The organism is Petrotoga sp. 9PWA.NaAc.5.4 (genome assembly GCF_002895485.1).
Taxonomy (GTDB): Bacteria; Thermotogota; Thermotogae; order Petrotogales; family Petrotogaceae; genus AZRK01.
This window is the reverse complement of the sequence record NZ_AZRK01000045.1, coordinates 13,948-30,994: the sequence shown is the minus strand read 5'-3', so window position 1 is coordinate 30,994 and position 17,047 is coordinate 13,948. Positions and strand designations below refer to the sequence as shown.

Sequence of the window (17,047 nt, the reverse complement as noted above, 5' to 3'; positions counted from 1 at the left end):
ATCAAATATATTAAATCTAAAATCCCGCTAAAAGCGGGATTTTTTAAATATGTATTGTCAGTCCTTCTATACCTTCTTCAGCTCCTAAAATGCTTTCTGTTAAAGTTGGATGTGGATGAATAGAATCTACTAATTGAGATGCGGTCATTCCGTATTTTATTGCCAAGACACCTTCCATAATCATATCGGTAGCGTTGGGTGAAACAATTGATGCACCTAAAACTTTTTTGGTTTCTTTGTCAGCGATTATTTTTACAAATCCTTCTCTTTCTTCCATTGTTCTGGCTCTGGCGTTGGCAGATACTGGGAATTTTGATATAATTACTTTTTCTAAATCAACATCTTTTTCTTTCAACCCAACTGTTGCTATTTCTGGGTTTGAAAATATAACGTTAGGAACTGCGCTATAATCCATTTTTTTACTCTCACCTGCAATATTATGAGCAGCTACTATCCCCTCGTACATTGCAACATGTGCCAACATTATATGTGCTCTTATGTCTCCAATAGCGTACACATTTTCTATATTTGTTTTCATTGATAGATCGGTTTTTACTCCTTTTTCAATAGTAACACCCAATTCTTTGATATCCTTAGGGATGAGAGGTCTTCTACCGACTGCAATCAATACTTTTGAGCTTTCTATTTCTTTACTTTCATCATCTTTTTCTACTTTAGATATGTAGGATTCTTTGTTTTTTGTTACATTAGTTACTTTGTACTTTTCAAATATTTCTACACCTTTTTTCATTAAAGATTTTTTGGCAACTTCTGCAACATCTGGATCTTCATTTGGTAGAATATGATCCAACAACTCAACTATGTAAACTTTTTTGCCAAGATTAGAAAAAAGAGTAGCTATTTCTATTCCGATAACTCCTCCCCCGACTATTAAAATTGAATCTGGAAGTTCTGTCATTTTAAAAACGTCGTCGCTTGTCCAGATACCTTCTATTTTATCAAAAGGAGTAAAAATTACAGGTTGAGATCCATGAGCTAAAATAATATACTTTGTTTCTATTGTTTGATTTAAGACTTTAATGTGATTTTTATCGATAATCTCAGCAACACCTTTGATTAAATCTACGTTATTTTTCTTAAATAAATATTCTATACCTTTTCTGGACTGCAAAACTACTTTGTTCATGTGTTTGATTATTTCTTTTAAATCATAATCAATATTTTCAACCTTTACTCCAAATTTTTTAGCTTCTGTATTGATTTTCTCATATAAATGGGCAGAAGTTAATAAAGCTTTGGTAGGGATACATCCTTTATTAGTACACGTTCCGCCTAAATCTTCTTTTTCAATAACCGCGACTTTTTTGCCTAATTGTGATAATCTTATTGCTGAAACATAACCTCCAGGTCCTGATCCGATTATTACGCTATCATACATCTACGCTTCCTCCTCTTTTTTAAAATTTACTCACTTTAGAAATTATAAAATTCATATTTTATCAATAGTTTAGCGTTTAACTTTTTATAAAATACCTCCACAATTCTAATTTTGAGCTATTCTCTATTCCTTTAACCTTCTCGCTACGTGTAGCGAAAGAGAGGTGAAGGGCTCCGCCCTGGACCCGTTTTAAATTCAAATGCTTGTTTTCTGAAAATTCTCATTTCTAAAATACCTAAATTAATTGTTTTTTCATCCTATAAAAACTCAGAATACAATTCCGAGTTTTTATAGTTGATTCAGTTATTTTTCTAAATCCTATGTTGTTATAAAAATTAATAGCTTTTATGTTTTCCTTTTCAACATCTAAAATAACGTTTTTGCTTCCAGATTTTCTTGCAGTTTCTTCCGCTTTAAAAATTAATTGCTTGCCCGTACCTAACCCTCTAAATAAATCATAAATCGCTATGTTGCTGATATAAAAATCTTCCTTACTTATCTTCCCGATAACTTTATTTAGTTTAACCAGTGGAATTATACTTTTGAAAAAAATAATTCCTAAGTTTTTAAACATAAGATGCCCAGTCCTTAGATTTTCTCTATTTTTTGTTTCCCAATTATAGCATAATATCATTCCAAGGGTTTCTTCCTCTTTCTTTGCGAAACAAACATGTTGGTAACTAAAAAGATTGCTTTTAGTTACAAATAAATTATTTAGCGTTTTCTTTGTATTTTGACCAAAAATCAACGGAAAAAATGGGGCAGAGATTAGAAAAAGTTCGACAAAATTCTTATTATCACTAATAGTTGCTTTTTTTATATCCATAATTCGAATCATCCTTTATCAATATTTTACCTCAATTTTAAATTATAATAAAATTTTATTTTTAATTAAACTCTTGAGAGATGTGGCAGGTTTTAATTCCCCTTCTGTGAAGGGGAATTTTACTTTATAATTTTCTATATAAAAAGTGTTATAATAAAAACAAAGAAAGTGGATGTAATTATAATTAAGGACTTTAGAAATGATAATTTTTTTAGAAAATAGGTATTTGAATTTAAAATAGGTGCAGGACGGAGCCCTCCCTTTTTTTTCGTTGCAAGCAGCGAAGAAGTTAAAGGAATAGTAGTTAACAAAAATATTAATAAAACTTAAGTTTTAGAATTTCTAAAGGGAATAAAATTCTAATTTTTGGGAGGATTAAATTTAATTGGAAAAAGAAACCGTTGTAAATGAAAAAAATTATTATTCAAGGTTAGATACCTTTATACGAAAAAATTATCCAGACATAAAATTGGGAGCTATTTATAGCCTTATAAGAAGAGGTTTTGTAAGAGTTAATGGAAAAAGGATAAAGCATAACAATTACTCTCTAAATATTGGAGATCGAGTCAAGATAATTTTAAACGATGAAAAGTTAGAAGATATAAAAAGGCCTGCGGAACCGTCTTTGAAAGCAAGACATGTTGATTTTGACATAATATATGAAGACAATGAATTTTTGGTAATAAATAAACCAGCTAAGGTGTCAGTGCATCCTGGAGCCCAAGAAGAAATGGCAACCATAATTGAAGGTGTTATGTATTATTCAGATGGTCAATTTGAACCTCATTTAGTGCATAGATTAGATAAACTAACTTCTGGTGTTATGATAATAGCTAAAAATAAACAAACTGCCAGGGAGTTAACAGAGCTTATAAAAGGTAGAGAGTCAAAGAAATTTTATTTATCTTTATTAGTTGGAGACTTGAAGAAAAAAGAAGGATTCTTATCTACGCCAGTTTATGGAAAAGAGGCTTATTTGGAATACAAAGTAATAAAAAAGTATAAAACACCGGAAGGGATTTACACGCTCGTAGAGATAGAATTGCATACAGGAAGGAAACATCAAATAAGAATACAATTTGCCAATCTTGGTTACCCAATTGCTGGAGACGATACTTATGGCAACAAAGGGCAGAACAGAATTTTAAGAAAAAAATATAATTTGAGAAGATTTTTTCTTCATGCGAGTAAACTTTCTTTTAATTTTAAAGGCCAATATTTTGAATTTAGTGCCCCGCTTAGTGAGGATCTACAATCAGTTTTAGAGAGGTTAGAAAAATCGTCTTAAAAGAATAGGGGGATAATTTAATGAGAAAAATAAGAAAGTACGTTGTTTTAATTTCTATAATTTTTTCGATAGTTTTCTTTTTTTATTCCCTATATGTTGATATTGCAAATTCAAGTACTTATTCGATACTTCCTATAGAAAGTCAGTTACATATAATTGAGAATAATGGGTATTTTTATTATACTTATGAGAATCATGCTATACTAAAAGATTTTCAGTCTCAAGGTTTTGAGGAAGATATAATTTTTTTAAAAGATTTAACTTTAAGATATAAATATGTGCTCATTGTGGAATTTTCCGACTTCGATAAATATTTTACAGAAATTAAAGATCGATTGGACAAAGATATATTAAACAACATGAGGTATGCTCATTATATAAAAGCGGCTGAAATAGATAAGTTTGATGATGAAATGATAGTTCAAAGGTTTCATAGAGCTTTAAAAGAAAGAAAAATACGGTATTTTATATTTCCGGAGCATTCCAGAACGTTAAATTTAATTAATTTGATCCAAAAAGATTTAGGTACTCCCGTTAACATTAATTCAATCAATTATTCTGAGCCGACGTTTATTTTTTCAGGCATTGGGGTAGGATTAATATTTTTGAATTTATTTTCGTACGTACCATTGTTTGCTATTATATATATTCTGTGCTTTATTTTTTTAAATAATTGGTCTTTTACAATAGCAGCTACATTATTTTCTATAATTATATTTTTTAGGGTTTCCAAAAATAATCTTTTAAAAATTATAAGCTATTCTTTGTTATTTGGAATTCTTGTATTTATGAGTGGATATAATAACTTATTGATATTTAAGCTTAATAATGTTAGGGGAGTAAAAATTTTACTTGTCGTTTTGCCGGCTTTGGTTTTATTGAAAGCATTTATAGACTTTACAGGAATTACATTTAAGAAAGGCGATATCAAAAATGCTTTCAAGAAAATTAAAAGTATAAGATTTAGAAAAACAGATATTGTACTATTGTTGTTAGTTATAATAGCAGGTATAATATACATAGTAAGGAGTTCAAATTGGGCTTTTGTCACAAATTTTGAAAGGAAGGTAAGAGATTATTTTGAAAGGGTTCTAATTGCAAGACCAAGGACTAAAGAGATAATATCTTACTTCTTTTATTATACACCATCGTTACCAGGAAGGTCTTTCATTTGGAATACATTTAGAGCAATTTTGCCTGTATCTATACTTAACACTTTTTTACATATACATACGCCTTTATATTTAAGTATTTTAAGAACAATAAATGGCTTTTTAGTTTCTCTAATATTATTATTAATTATTTTATTTGTGGAAACATTGATAAAAAAAATAAGAGAATCTAAGAGCTCCAATCAATTAGAAAATGGATTACAAAAAGTAGAAGAATCACAAGAGGAACAAGAAAATTCACAAACTAAGGGGGTATAACTATGGAAAACTTAAAGGATTTTTTAAGAAGTGTGGTTATTATAGCCAGTATAGTAGTAGCAGCAATATCTTTATACCTTTTTTATTTGGAAGATATAAATCAAAGACTGTTTGAATATTATGAATTTTCTGATTTAATTGCATTTTTGCTTGTAATCTTATTTGTGGCTTTAGTGGTATTTCTCATTTTTTTCTATATTAGATTACTCATGAAAAAAAAGTATGGAATGTTCTTTTCATTCACATTTTTATCAGCGTTGGCTTTTCTTTCAATTTTTCTATATTCTTCAATGATTCTAAGTGCAATTTTTATCGCAAATATTGTAGGATTAGCCCTTGCTATATATTATACCAAAGAAAAAGAGCCAAAAACTGTAAAAGTTCCACAAAAGAATATCAGTCAGGAAGCTACTCAAAATCAAAACGAGCCAAAGTCCGTTAAAAACCAGAACAATCCGAAAAACGATCAAAATGCAAAAAAGTAAAGGTATGCTAAATGCATACCTTTACTTTCTTTTTTGGTTATATGCATAAACTCCTTCTTTTAAAATGCTGCAAGCTTTTCTTAATTCTTGGTTATTTAAAACATATGCGATTCTTATTTCGCTTTTTCCAGCTCCGGGAGTAGCGTAAAAACCATTCAAAGGAGATACCATAACAGTTTCACCGTCTATATCAAAATCTGTGAGCATCCATTTTACAAATTCTTCAGAACTATCAACAGGTAATTCAACAGAGATATAAAAAGAACCATGAGGTTTTTGGAAAACTGCTCCTTCTATTTTACTTAATTCATCAAAAGCAGCGTCTCTTCTTTGCTGGTACTCTAAAACCATTTTCTCAAAATAATCTTCTTCTAAATCTTTAAGTAAACCTAAAGTTCCAAATTGTGCCATCAAGGGAGGGCTTAACCTTGATTGTGCGAATTTCATAACTTGTTCTAAAATTTTTTTGTTTTTAGTTGCTAATACACCGATTCTCGCGCCACAAGCACTGTATCTTTTTGAAATACTGTCCAACAAAATGAATCTTTCTTGGTCTTCAAAATTCATTATAGAAATGTGTTTTTTGCCATCAAATGTAAATTCTTTATAAACTTCATCTGACATAACAAAAATATCCTTTTCTTTAGCAAAATCAACTATTCTTTTCAATTCATCGTAAGTATAAACAGCTCCTGTTGGATTAGAAGGATTAGAAAATATAATAGCTTTGACTTTTTCATTGTAAGCCTTTTCGAATGCTTCTCTTTCTGGAACAGCATATCCGTTTTTGGGACTTGATTTTACGGGTCTTAATTTAACATTTAACATTTCGGCAAATCCTTTATAATTTGCATAAAAAGGTTCAATAACCATTACCTCATCTCCAGGAACAGCGACAGTTGCCAAAGAAAAGATTACGGCTTCACTTCCTCCTGTCGTAATTATCAGATCTTCAGCATCAAAGTTAATATTCCAAGATTTGTAATACTTGGAGAAGGCTTCTCTCAATTCATATAAACCTGCTGAATGGCTATAATACACTATATTTGTTGAATACTTTTTAATACCTTCAAAGAAGGCTTTTGGCGTTTCAACATCTGGCTGTCCAATATTCAAGTGGTATACTTTTTTCCCAGACTTCTTTGCTGCTTCAGCGTATGGTACTAATTTCCTGATTGGTGAAAATTGTGAATTCAAAACTCTCTGAGAAAGTTGCATTATATCCCTCCTATTTTCAAAACACTATTTGCACTTATATATCTTATCACTAACTTATAAAAAAATAAAGTTAAAAATTTGAATATTATAAGGAATTAGAGATTATTAGATTTTATTAACAAGTGAAAACTTAAAAATTCTTAATTTCAAATAGTTTTTTAAAAAGGAATAAATTTGGTGTATAATTAAGATAAATTAGCTTAACAAACTAACTGCAAAGAGGAGGATCAATATGGAAAAATTGGTACTGGACGATTTTACAAAGTATAAGTTCTTATCGAGTACAAAATTTTCACCGGATGGTAAAAAATTAGCTTTTGTTGTTCATCAAATGGATGTAGATGAAAACGAATATCTCTCAAATATTTGGTTATACGATCTTCAAAACAAAAAGATGAACAAATTGACTACTTTTAATCAAGAAAGTTCTTTTGTGTGGTTGGATGAGGATAATATAGTATTTTCAACTATTAGGGATGAAAAGGATAAGAAAAGAAAAGAGAAAGGAGAACCTTTCACCATATATTATAAAATAAATATTAATGGTGGTGAAGCAGAAAAATTTTTTGAAGTACCTTTATTTGTCAATAAGGTAGAACCTATATCTGAAGAAAAGTTTGTTTTAACGGCTATCTATGATCCAAAATACAGGGATCTTGAAAATTTAACTAAAGAAGAAAAAGAGAAAAAACTTGAAGAACTAAAAGAGGAAAAGGATTACGAAATTCTTGATGAGATACCTTTTTGGTCAAATGGTAGTGGTTTTACAAACAAAAAAAGAAATAGGTTGTATATATTTTCAACAAAAGATAATAAACTATCTCCAATAACTGATGAATTAACTGATGTTAATATGTTTAAAATTAATAAGAATAAAAACAAAATCCTTTTCATTTCAAATACATTCAAAGATAAAATGGAAATAAAATCCGATCTATTCTTGTATGATTTAGAAAAAGAAAAATTAGAAAAACTGACTCATCAAGATCCTTTTAGCTATGATTACGCTGATTTTTTCAGAGATAAAATTATATTTTTAGGATCAGATATGAAAAAATATGGAATAAATGAAAATCCTAAATTTTATTTAATGAATGATGAAACAAAAGAAGTTAAACAAATTCAAACAGATTTCGATTATAGCACATGGAGTTCTGTGGGCTCTGATTGTAGATACGGTTCCAATAGTGAGTTCAAGGTTGATGGAGATTATTTTTACTTTGAAACTACCGAGTATGGAAATTCATTTATCAACAGAATAAATGAAAGTGGAAATAAAGAAAAGTTAACAACAGAAGAAGGTTCAGTCGATGGATTTGATGTATATAGTGACAAAATTATTTTTGTTGGTATGAGAAATTTAAAGTTGCAAGAATTGTATGAATTAACAAATGGGCAAGAACATCAAATCACAGAATTTAACGAATGGGTAATCAAAGAAAAAACTATTTCTAAAACTGAAAGAATAATGGTTGTAAAAAATGATGTTGAAATAGAAGGTTGGATAATGAAGCCTATCGATTTTGATAATAGAAAAAAATATCCGGCTATTTTAGATATTCATGGTGGTCCTAAAACTGTCTATTCAGGAGAAGTGTTCTTTCATGAGATGCAGTATTGGGCAAATGAGGGATATGTAGTAATCTTTTGTAACCCCAGAGGAAGTGATGGAAGAGGAAACGAATTCGCTGATATTAGAGGAAAGTATGGAACAATAGATTATGAAGATATTATGGATTTTGTTGATAAAGTGTTACAAGATAACAGCTATATCGATAAAGAGAGAATAGGTGTGACAGGAGGTTCATACGGTGGATACATGACTAATTGGATAATTGGTCATACAAATAGATTTAAAGCTGCAGTTTCTCAAAGAAGCATAGCCAATTGGATTTCTAAATTTGGAACTACAGATATAGGTTATTATTTTGTTGAAGATCAACAAGCTGCTACTCCTTGGAGTGATTACGAAAAACTTTGGTTCCATTCACCAATGAAATATGCTGATAGAGTTAAAACACCAACCTTGTTTATTCACTCTGAAGAAGATTACAGATGTTGGTTAGCAGAAGGCTTACAGATGTTCACTTCTCTTAAATATAACGGAGTTGAATCTAGACTTGTTATGTTTAGAGACGAAAATCATGAATTAAGCAGAAGCGGTAAACCAAAACATAGAATAATAAGACTAAAAGAAATTACTCAATGGTTCGATAAATACTTAAAATGATGGATCAAGCAAATTTTTACTAATCGTGAAAAAAATTGTGATATAATCAATTCGTTGAATAATAATGAAAATAATAACGAAAAATCTTTTAAAAATGGAGGAAGAAATGCATACGAAAACTAAAAGATTAGTCACAATTTCTTTATTGTCAGCTATCTCTTTTGTTTTGGGGTTCACGCCTTTAGGATTTATTCCTATACCTCCAGCTAATGCTACAACTATGCATATTCCTGTAATTATTGGAGCAATTTTAGAAGGACCTATCGCTGGAGTAGTAATAGGTTTGATTTTTGGGATTTCAAGTATTATTCAAGCTTTATTAAGGCCAAACATCTTATCTTTTGCATTTGTAAATCCTTTAGTTTCAGTTTTACCAAGAATATTGATTGGGCTTGTTTCTTATTACTCCTATAAACTTGTGTTGACATTTTTTTCTCGGAATAATAAAAAGGATAAAATTTCAAAATTAAGCGACACTATTTCTGTAGGTGTGAGTGCTGCTTTAGGTACATTGACGAACACCGCAGGTGTTTTAGGTATGATGTATTTGTTGTATGCAGATAGAGTTGCTTTTGCTATGGGTATAGAAAGGAGTGCTGTAGGTGGAGTAATATTAGCTATAGGTCTAACAAACGGCATTCCAGAAATAATAGTTGCTGTTCTAATTACCATCGGAGTAATAAGAGCAGTTAAAAGAGCGGGATATTGATAGTAAAAAATTAAATTAAGTCCTAACTTATGTTAGGACTTAATTTTTGATTTAAAATTTATTTATTATTGAGCTTGCTTATTAAATCTTCTAAAAAAGATTTTTTCTACTTCGACAAAGACTACAAAAAATAAAGATAGTCCCATAACATACAACCATTGAGTGGAGTTTAAGGGCACTATTTCAAACACGGCGCGCAAGAAAGGAATTTCTAAAATTAGCTGTAAAAGGGCTCCTATACCTATTGCCATAAGAAGAAATCTGTTGCTAAAGAATTTCATTCTAAATATAGATTCTACGTGTGACCTTGAATTTAAAGAATGTAAAAGCTGTGAAAATACAAGTGTCATAAACGTCATAGTTTCGGCTATTTCTAAACTATATCTGTTTCCAAGCATAAAAGCTGTTATAGATAAAATACTCATAAAAGCACCTTCAATAATAACTTGAATGCCTAATCCTTGTGCAAAAATGTTTTCATTTCTGCTTCTTGGTTTTTCCTTCATAACATTTGGGGACGGTGGTTCCATCCCAAGTCCCAAAGCTGGTAAACTATCCGTCACAAGGTTAATCCACAAAAGGTGGATAGGAAGGAGGGGTTGCCCTAATCCAAATAAAGTTGCGATAAAGACTGTAAATATTTCACCGACATTACACGATAAAAGGTATCTAATAGACTTTCGAATGTTAGAATATATAGTTCTACCTTCTTCAACTGCTGAAACTATTGTTGCAAAATTATCATCAGTTAATACCATATCTGATGCTTCTTTAGCAACTTCTGTACCAGTTATACCCATAGCTACTCCAATGTCGGCTTGAGAAAGAGCCGGAGCATCATTTACTCCATCCCCCGTCATGCCAACAATTGCACCATTTTTTTGCCATGCTTTAACTATTTTCACTTTATGTTCTGGAGAGACTCTTGCATATACCCTAATTTTCTTTACTTTTTTAACTAATTCTTCGAAATCCATTTCATCTAATTCTTTTCCAGTAACAACAAGCTCTCCTTCATGAAGTAATCCCAATTCTCTTGCAATAGCCTCTGCTGTAAGTTTATGATCTCCAGTTATCATAACAGTAGTTATACCAGCTAAATCACATTTTCTAATAGCTTCTTTTGCTTCAGGGCGTGGAGGATCTATCATTCCAATTAAACCTAAAAAAGTTAAATTAGTTTCCAAATTTTCTTTATCATAATCCTTATCAGGGAGGATTCTATAACCTAAACTTAAAACTCTCATTCCATTTCGTGCCAGTTGCTCGTTTGCTTTATTAATTTCTTCTATGTCATTTTGTGTAATTTTTCTAATATTTCCATTATCATCTATGTATTCACATTTTGGTAATAGACTTTCTAAGGCACCTTTAGTTATAGAAAGAAATTTATCATCATATTTGTGGACAGTTGTCATCAATTTTCTTTCTGATTCAAAAGGAATTTCGTCGATTCGTGGATATTTTTCCTGTAATTCATTTTTCATTTTTCCTAATTTTTTCAATGCGATAACGAGAGCTACTTCTGTAGGATCACCTATTTCTCTTCCTTCATCATCTATTTCAGCATCGGAACATAACGCTGAATATTCAATCAGTTTTAATAATCTTTTGTTATCGCTTTCTTTAAATTCATTTACCTTTTTATCTATATATACATTTGTAACGGTCATCTTATTTAATGTCAATGTTCCTGTTTTATCAGTACAAATAACATTTGCGCTACCCAAAGTTTCTACGGCAGGAAGTTTCTTTATTATAGCATTTCTTTTAACCATTCTTTGAACACCAAGTGCAAGAGTAACTGTGACTATGGCAGGAAGGCCTTCAGGAATTGCTGCTACAGCTAAACTTACGGCTGTCAAAAACATATCCATAAGAGGGGTTCCTCTAAATATCCCAATAACAAAAATTACTCCACAAATTGCAAGAGCAGCTATAGCTAAAGTTTTTCCTAATCGAGCCAGTCTTTCTTGTAAAGGAATTTTTACTTCTTCTTCTCCCATCATGGAAGCTATTTTCCCTATTTCTGTATTCATACCAGTATTAGTGACAACCATTTTTCCTCGACCATATACAACGGTTGTTCCACTAAATACCATATTTATCCTATCTCCCAATGATACACCGTCAGAATCTAATCGAGTATTTTTTTTATCCACAGGCACAGATTCTCCTGTTAAAGAAGATTCATTAATCTTAAGGTTGGCAGATTCTATAAGACGCCCGTCCGCAGGCACAAAATCACCAGCTTCTAAAATAACAATGTCTCCTGGCACAAGTTCTTTTGTAGGTAAAACTTGTATCTTCCCATCTCTTAATACCTTGGCATGAGGAGTGGAAAGTTTTTTAAGTGCCTGTAAAGCTTGGTTGGCTTTGTTTTCTTGAATTACACCTAATAAGGCATTAAGTACAACAATTGCTATAATTATTACAGCATCTGTAGTTTCACCAACAAATAACGAGATAAGCGCCGCTATTAATAAAACTACTATCATAAAATCTTTAAATTCATCTATAAACATTTGAAAGAGCGATTTACCCTTTTTTTCCTCAAGTTCGTTATAACCGTATTTTTTGATTCTTTCTGCAGCTTCTTGTGATGTCAAGCCTTTAGTAGAAGTTTGTAGTTCCTGTAAAACTTCGTCTACTTCTTTGTCGTAAAATTTAGGCATATTTTTCCTCCCTTGATTAATAAAATTTATTACTATCTTTAGAAATTCCAAAACTTAAGTTTTGCCAATCTTTTAGTTTTAAATTTTTTTTTCAAAGATATTTCCATAATCCTAATACTTACTAACTATGAATTTCTTTAACTTCTTCGCCACGTGTAGTGAAAGAGAGGGGGAAGGGCTCTGCCCTGGACTCACTATAAATTCAAATGCTTATTTTCTGAAAAATTATATTTTCCAAAGTCTCTACATAATTCTCACTAATTCTTAATTTCTTTAACTTTTTAGCTACGTGTAGTGAGAGAGAGGGGGAAGGGCTCCGCCCTGGACCCACTATAAATTCAAAAGCTTATTTTCTGAAAAATTATATTTTCCAAAGTCTCTACATAATTCTCACTAATTCTTAATTTCTTTAACTTTTTAGCTACGTGTAGTGAAAGAGAGGGGGAAGGGCTCCGCCCTGGACTCACTATAAATTCAAATGCTTATTTCTGAAAATTCTCATTTCTAAAGTCCTTATCTAATCTTTACTAACTGTGAATTTCTTTAACTTCTTCGCTACATGTAGTGAAAGAGAGGGGGAAGGGCTCTGCCCTGGACCCACTATAAATTCAAATGCTTATTTTCTGAAAATTCTCATTTCTAAAGTCCTTATCTAATACTTACTAATTCTTAATTTCTTTACCATTTTCGGTACTTGTACCAAGACAGGGGAGGGTGGTGTTAGTAAAATTTTTAGGATCAGAACATACAAAAAAGACCTTTATCCATATACCTATGAATAAAGGTCTCACTCTCAAGTTATCTTGCTGTACTACCGGGCTATTGCCGTTATGACGATAGTACAGAACGAGTTACTCCCCTTTTTATTTTTATTGTATATAAGTAATTGTTATTAAACAAAAAAATTATATCATTTTTTCTGTTTCCTTTCAAGTTTCCAAATAAAAAATTTATAAATTTTAAATTAGAAATTTATGATATAATATTTATATATTTAAATTAGAAATTTTATGCTGAAAATAAGGTTTTGGATTTAAAGCTGGTCAGAGTTATTAATTTTTAGGTACTTTAGAAATGAAAATTTTCAGAAAATAAGCATTTGAATTTAAAATGGGTTCAGGGCGGAGTCCTCTCTCCCTTCCTTGGCTACAAGTACCGAAAAAGGTAAAGAATTAAGAATTAATGAAGATTAGAGCTATGGAGGTATTTTTGAAAAAATTTAAAACTAAAATATTGGTAAAACTTAGGTTTTGGAATTTCTAAAGTGAGTATTATTAATTTTGAATAGGAGGGAACTTTCATGAAAAAATATGCGCAAACGCATGAATACGTAATTTTAGAGGGAAATATTGCCAAAGTTGGAATTTCTAAAAAAGCTGCAGAAGAGTTAGGAGATATTACCTACGTAGACCTACCAGAGATTGGTAAAGAAGTCAAAAAAGGAGAAGTACTTTGCTCTATAGAGTCTGTAAAATCTGCAGAAGATGTATATGTACCAGTAAGCGGGAAAATTGTTGAAATTAACAATGAGTTAGAAGATAAACCAGAGTTAATTAATGAGGATGCAGAAGGGAAAGGTTGGATTGTAAAAATTGAAGTCTCTGATACATCTGAACTTAATGAATTGTTAGATGAAGATCCGGAAATTTAATATTTTTAATTTTTGATATAAGGTCTCTGTTTATGCGGAGACCTTTTTGTTTTGGTTTCTAAAATGAAAACATACAATAAAAACAAAAAACTCCAGGCAACTAAAGGGATAAAAATAGAACCAAATTTAATAGGTTCCCAAAAGGTAAACACATTCACAAAGTTTTTAGTTGCTATAGCAAAATTTGTTGAAAAAAGCGTTATAAAATTAAAAGGCAATATTATTGAAAATAAAGCACATAATATTAATAAAGTTACTGCTGGTGTAAGAAGAGGGGTTATCAAGAGTCCAGTCAAAGATATCTCTCCAAAATTTATCAGTGCAATAGGAAAAATGCCAATATAAGCAGCAACAGGCATTATTAGAGTTTTAATAAACGAATTATCTATTCTTTCTAAAGTGAATAATATCATGAAAGCTGCAGCGTAACTCATTTGAAAGCTTACGTTTAGAATATTATTTGGTAGAAATAGTAGATTTATATAACCTACAAGTCCTAAAATATTAAAAGAACTTACAGGAATATCGAAAAATCGAAAAATATTTAAGGTTACCAATAATAAAACTGCTCGAACAGAACTAGGAGTGAAACCTGTAAATATCAAGTAAAAAGAGATGATAACAGAATTAATTATTAAGCGAGCGTTTCTTTTTAAAATTAAAAAGTTAACAAAAAAACTTACTATTCCATAAAGTATATAAACATGCATTCCAGAAACTGCGAATAAATGTAGAGTTCCGGTTTTTTTAAAAACTTCATTATCTTTTATATTTCCCATAAAAGAACTTATTAAGATATCTCTTGCTTCTTCATTTTCGATATTCTTTTGTATCTTATTTATTGCATTATCTTTAACTTTCATTATAGAAAAATTATTAGAAGGCGCAATATAAATAGGCTTCAAACCTTTTTTATCCGCTTGTCCATATACATAAACATTTTTACCAGTTGTAATAGGTACAGTACTGAATTCATTGTAATAAAATTTATAATAATTTTTATAGTTATACCATTGTGAATCATAGTACAATTTTTTTGAAAAAACTGTATAGCTGTTACCTCTTTTGTCTATAACTTTACCTAAAACACCAACTTCACCTTCAGGAATTATTGGAGTATAAAACATTGCGGGAATAAGCATTAGAGATAAAAGTAAAATCTTTAAATTATCTTTTTCAAGCAATTTTAAAGTAATTATTATTAAAATAAAGACTATTATAACTAAAGTCTTATTAAGATAGGAGAGTGAAAGTAAGAGGCTAAAAATTAAAAATAATTCAATAAAGAAAGGAATTCTTTTTTTATTAGTTTTTTCTATGTTATTTTAAGCCTCCTTCTGAGTTATTTTATTATTACCTTTAGAAATTATAAAACTCAGATTCTATAAATATTTTGACGTTTAGTTTTTTCAAAAAAATACCTTCACTACTCTAATTTTAACCAACTGGCTATTTCTTTAACTTTTTTGCTACGTGTAGCTAAGGAGAAGGGGAGGGCTCCGCCCTGGACCCAATTTAAATTCAAAACCTTATTTTTCAAAGATCTTCATTTTTCTTTGTTATTACTAAAAACAAAAGGATCGCTTAAAACGATCCTTTAATTATTTTAACTCTATTATGGTGCCGGGGGCGGGACTTGAACCCGCACGAGTTTAAAACTCATATGGCCCTCAACCATACGTGTCTACCAATTCCACCACCCCGGCATATATACCATAAAATCTTTAACTTTCAGATTTATTATACACTACCTATAATGCTTTGTCAAGAAAGTTACTATAAAAATAAAAAAGTTTGTTTATAAATTCTCATTTTTGCGTGATATAATATATATAACCAAAAGGGCAAAGAAAGCTGGGATAAAATTTGAAGATTGGGTTGATATTTGGTACTCGACCAGAAGCTATAAAAATAGCACCTATTTATAAAAGGTTAAAAGAAGTTGGAGTAGAAGTAGTTGTTATAACAACTGCTCAACACAGGGAAATGCTTGATCAGATGCTGAGAATATTTGAGATGACTTCTGATTACGATTTAAATGTAATGATCCCCAATCAATCACTTTCAGATTTAACCCAGAGATTAATTCAAAAAATTGATGAAATTTTTAAGAAAGATAAATTTGATTTTGTGATAGTCCAAGGAGATACAACTTCTGCTTTTATAGGAGCGTTGGTAAGTTTTTACTATAAAGTTCCTGTAGCTCATATAGAAGCAGGGTTAAGAACAAATAATATGTACGATCCTTTTCCAGAGGAAATAAATAGAAGGCTTATAAGTGTCCTTGCAACTGTTCATTTTGCTCCAACCCAAAATGCGAAAAAAAACCTTTTAAAAGAAGGAATTGATGAAAATAGAGTAATTGTTACTGGGAATACAGTTATAGATGCCTTATTATGGGTAAAAAATACTAAGAAAAATGAAATGGAAAGTGTTTTACAAAAATATGAATTAAAAGATAAAACTTATATTCTTTTCACCATGCATAGAAGAGAAAATTGGGGAGAGCCTATAAGAAAAGTTTTAAAAGCCGTTAAAATGTATTTAAAAGAAAATTCTCATGTATATTTAGTTTATCCTGTACATCCTAATCCAAAAGTCAAAGATTTAGTACACAGTGAATTGGAAAATATAGAAAATGCAATGGTTTTAAATCCTTTAGAATATACTGAATTTTTAGCTCTTATGAGTAAATGTTTATATATTATGACTGATTCAGGCGGAATTCAAGAGGAAGCAGCTACATTTAATAAGCCCGTTTTAGTATTAAGAAACACCACGGAAAGGTTAGAATCTATAGAAGCCGGTATAGCAAAGTTAGTTGGAACAGATACCGAATTTGTATATAGAAATATGAAATTGTTAGAAGGCCCTATATATAAACAAATGATAAATAAAGAAAATCCTTATGGTGATGGAAGAGCAAGCGAAAGAATAATCAATTATTTGGTTAATTTTGACAAAGATTCGGCAAAAAATAAAAATTAAAGACTTTAGAAACGTAGATTTTTCTGAAAATAAGCTTTTGAATTTAAAATGGGTCCAGGGCGGAGCCCTTCTCTTTCTTGCTACACGTAGCGAAAAACTAAAGAAATTAAGAATTAGTGAGAATTAGAACTTAGAATGACTAAAAAAG

At 30.3% G+C, this 17,047-nt stretch carries 12 protein-coding genes and 1 tRNA gene; 7 read left to right on the top strand and 6 right to left on the bottom strand.

All coding sequences use genetic code 11. From position 1 onward, the window contains the following. Positions 1–43: 43 nt before the first annotated feature. On the bottom strand, positions 44–1,399 hold the full coding sequence (gene lpdA, locus X924_RS09855; RefSeq protein WP_121958749.1) for a dihydrolipoyl dehydrogenase: 1,356 nt from the start codon (positions 1,397–1,399) through the stop codon (positions 44–46). Positions 1,400–1,634: 235 nt separating this feature from the next. Further along, a complete protein-coding gene (locus X924_RS09850) occupies positions 1,635–2,225 on the bottom strand; it encodes an N-acetyltransferase (RefSeq protein WP_158245372.1) in 591 nt (196 codons plus the stop codon). 385 nt (positions 2,226–2,610) lie between these two features. On the opposite strand from X924_RS09850, the gene X924_RS09845 reads away from it, so the two are divergent. Genes X924_RS09845 through X924_RS09835 form a run of 3 tightly spaced genes read left to right on the top strand, consistent with a single transcriptional unit; the run spans position 2,611 to position 5,428 of the window. Further along, entirely contained in the window at positions 2,611–3,513 is a 903-nt protein-coding gene (locus tag X924_RS09845; protein ID WP_121958747.1) for an RluA family pseudouridine synthase, read from the top strand. Between the two features lie 20 nt (positions 3,514–3,533). Then, positions 3,534–4,943: a DUF5693 family protein gene (locus X924_RS09840; protein ID WP_121958746.1), complete on the top strand. Its 1,410-nt coding sequence runs from the start codon at positions 3,534–3,536 to the stop codon at positions 4,941–4,943. A gap of 2 nt (positions 4,944–4,945) precedes the next feature. Continuing rightward, a complete protein-coding gene (locus tag X924_RS09835; protein WP_121958745.1) occupies positions 4,946–5,428 on the top strand; it encodes a hypothetical protein in 483 nt (160 codons plus the stop codon). A 21-nt stretch (positions 5,429–5,449) separates the two neighbouring features. Here X924_RS09835 and X924_RS09830 read toward each other — a convergent pair whose 3' ends face one another. After that, the gene (locus X924_RS09830; RefSeq protein ID WP_121958744.1) at positions 5,450–6,646 is read right to left on the bottom strand and encodes a pyridoxal phosphate-dependent aminotransferase; all 1,197 of its coding nucleotides are present in this window, start codon (positions 6,644–6,646) and stop codon (positions 5,450–5,452) included. Between the two features lie 232 nt (positions 6,647–6,878). On the opposite strand from X924_RS09830, the gene X924_RS09825 reads away from it, so the two are divergent. Further along, positions 6,879–8,876, top strand: coding sequence for a S9 family peptidase (locus X924_RS09825; protein ID WP_121958743.1), 1,998 nt, complete (start codon positions 6,879–6,881; stop codon positions 8,874–8,876). 106 nt (positions 8,877–8,982) lie between these two features. After that, positions 8,983–9,585: an ECF transporter S component gene (locus tag X924_RS09820; RefSeq protein WP_121958742.1), complete on the top strand. Its 603-nt coding sequence runs from the start codon at positions 8,983–8,985 to the stop codon at positions 9,583–9,585. Between the two features lie 65 nt (positions 9,586–9,650). On the opposite strand, the gene X924_RS09815 is transcribed toward X924_RS09820, so the two are convergent. Beyond that, positions 9,651–12,260: a calcium-translocating P-type ATPase, PMCA-type gene (locus X924_RS09815; RefSeq protein WP_121958741.1), complete on the bottom strand. Its 2,610-nt coding sequence runs from the start codon at positions 12,258–12,260 to the stop codon at positions 9,651–9,653. A gap of 1,300 nt (positions 12,261–13,560) precedes the next feature. On the opposite strand from X924_RS09815, the gene gcvH reads away from it, so the two are divergent. Then, positions 13,561–13,911 (top strand): glycine cleavage system protein GcvH, encoded by a 351-nt coding sequence (gene gcvH, locus X924_RS09810; protein WP_121958740.1) that lies wholly within the window; start codon positions 13,561–13,563, stop codon positions 13,909–13,911. Between the two features lie 5 nt (positions 13,912–13,916). Here the strand turns inward: gcvH and X924_RS09805 are convergent, their stop codons facing one another. Continuing rightward, positions 13,917–15,095: a ComEC/Rec2 family competence protein gene (locus X924_RS09805; RefSeq protein ID WP_121958739.1), complete on the bottom strand. Its 1,179-nt coding sequence runs from the start codon at positions 15,093–15,095 to the stop codon at positions 13,917–13,919. 434 nt (positions 15,096–15,529) lie between these two features. Beyond that, positions 15,530–15,617, bottom strand: a tRNA-Leu gene (locus X924_RS09800). Positions 15,618–15,777: 160 nt separating this feature from the next. Here X924_RS09800 and wecB point away from each other — a divergent pair. Further along, a complete protein-coding gene (gene wecB, locus X924_RS09795) occupies positions 15,778–16,899 on the top strand; it encodes a non-hydrolyzing UDP-N-acetylglucosamine 2-epimerase (protein ID WP_121958738.1) in 1,122 nt (373 codons plus the stop codon). Positions 16,900–17,047 lie beyond the last annotated feature (148 nt).

Bases quoted from the DNA above. Each gene is read 5' to 3' on its own strand.
- lpdA (WP_121958749.1), bottom strand. From the start codon at position 1,399: ATGTATGATAGCGTAATAATCGGATCAGGACCTGGAGGTTATGTTTCA.
- X924_RS09850 (WP_158245372.1), bottom strand. From the start codon at position 2,225: ATGGATATAAAAAAAGCAACTATTAGTGATAATAAGAATTTTGTCGAA.
- X924_RS09840 (WP_121958746.1), top strand. From the start codon at position 3,534: ATGAGAAAAATAAGAAAGTACGTTGTTTTAATTTCTATAATTTTTTCG.
- X924_RS09835 (WP_121958745.1), top strand. From the start codon at position 4,946: ATGGAAAACTTAAAGGATTTTTTAAGAAGTGTGGTTATTATAGCCAGT.
- X924_RS09830 (WP_121958744.1), bottom strand. From the start codon at position 6,646: ATGCAACTTTCTCAGAGAGTTTTGAATTCACAATTTTCACCAATCAGG.
- X924_RS09825 (WP_121958743.1), top strand. From the start codon at position 6,879: ATGGAAAAATTGGTACTGGACGATTTTACAAAGTATAAGTTCTTATCG.
- X924_RS09820 (WP_121958742.1), top strand. From the start codon at position 8,983: ATGCATACGAAAACTAAAAGATTAGTCACAATTTCTTTATTGTCAGCT.
- X924_RS09815 (WP_121958741.1), bottom strand. From the start codon at position 12,260: ATGCCTAAATTTTACGACAAAGAAGTAGACGAAGTTTTACAGGAACTA.
- gcvH (WP_121958740.1), top strand. From the start codon at position 13,561: ATGAAAAAATATGCGCAAACGCATGAATACGTAATTTTAGAGGGAAAT.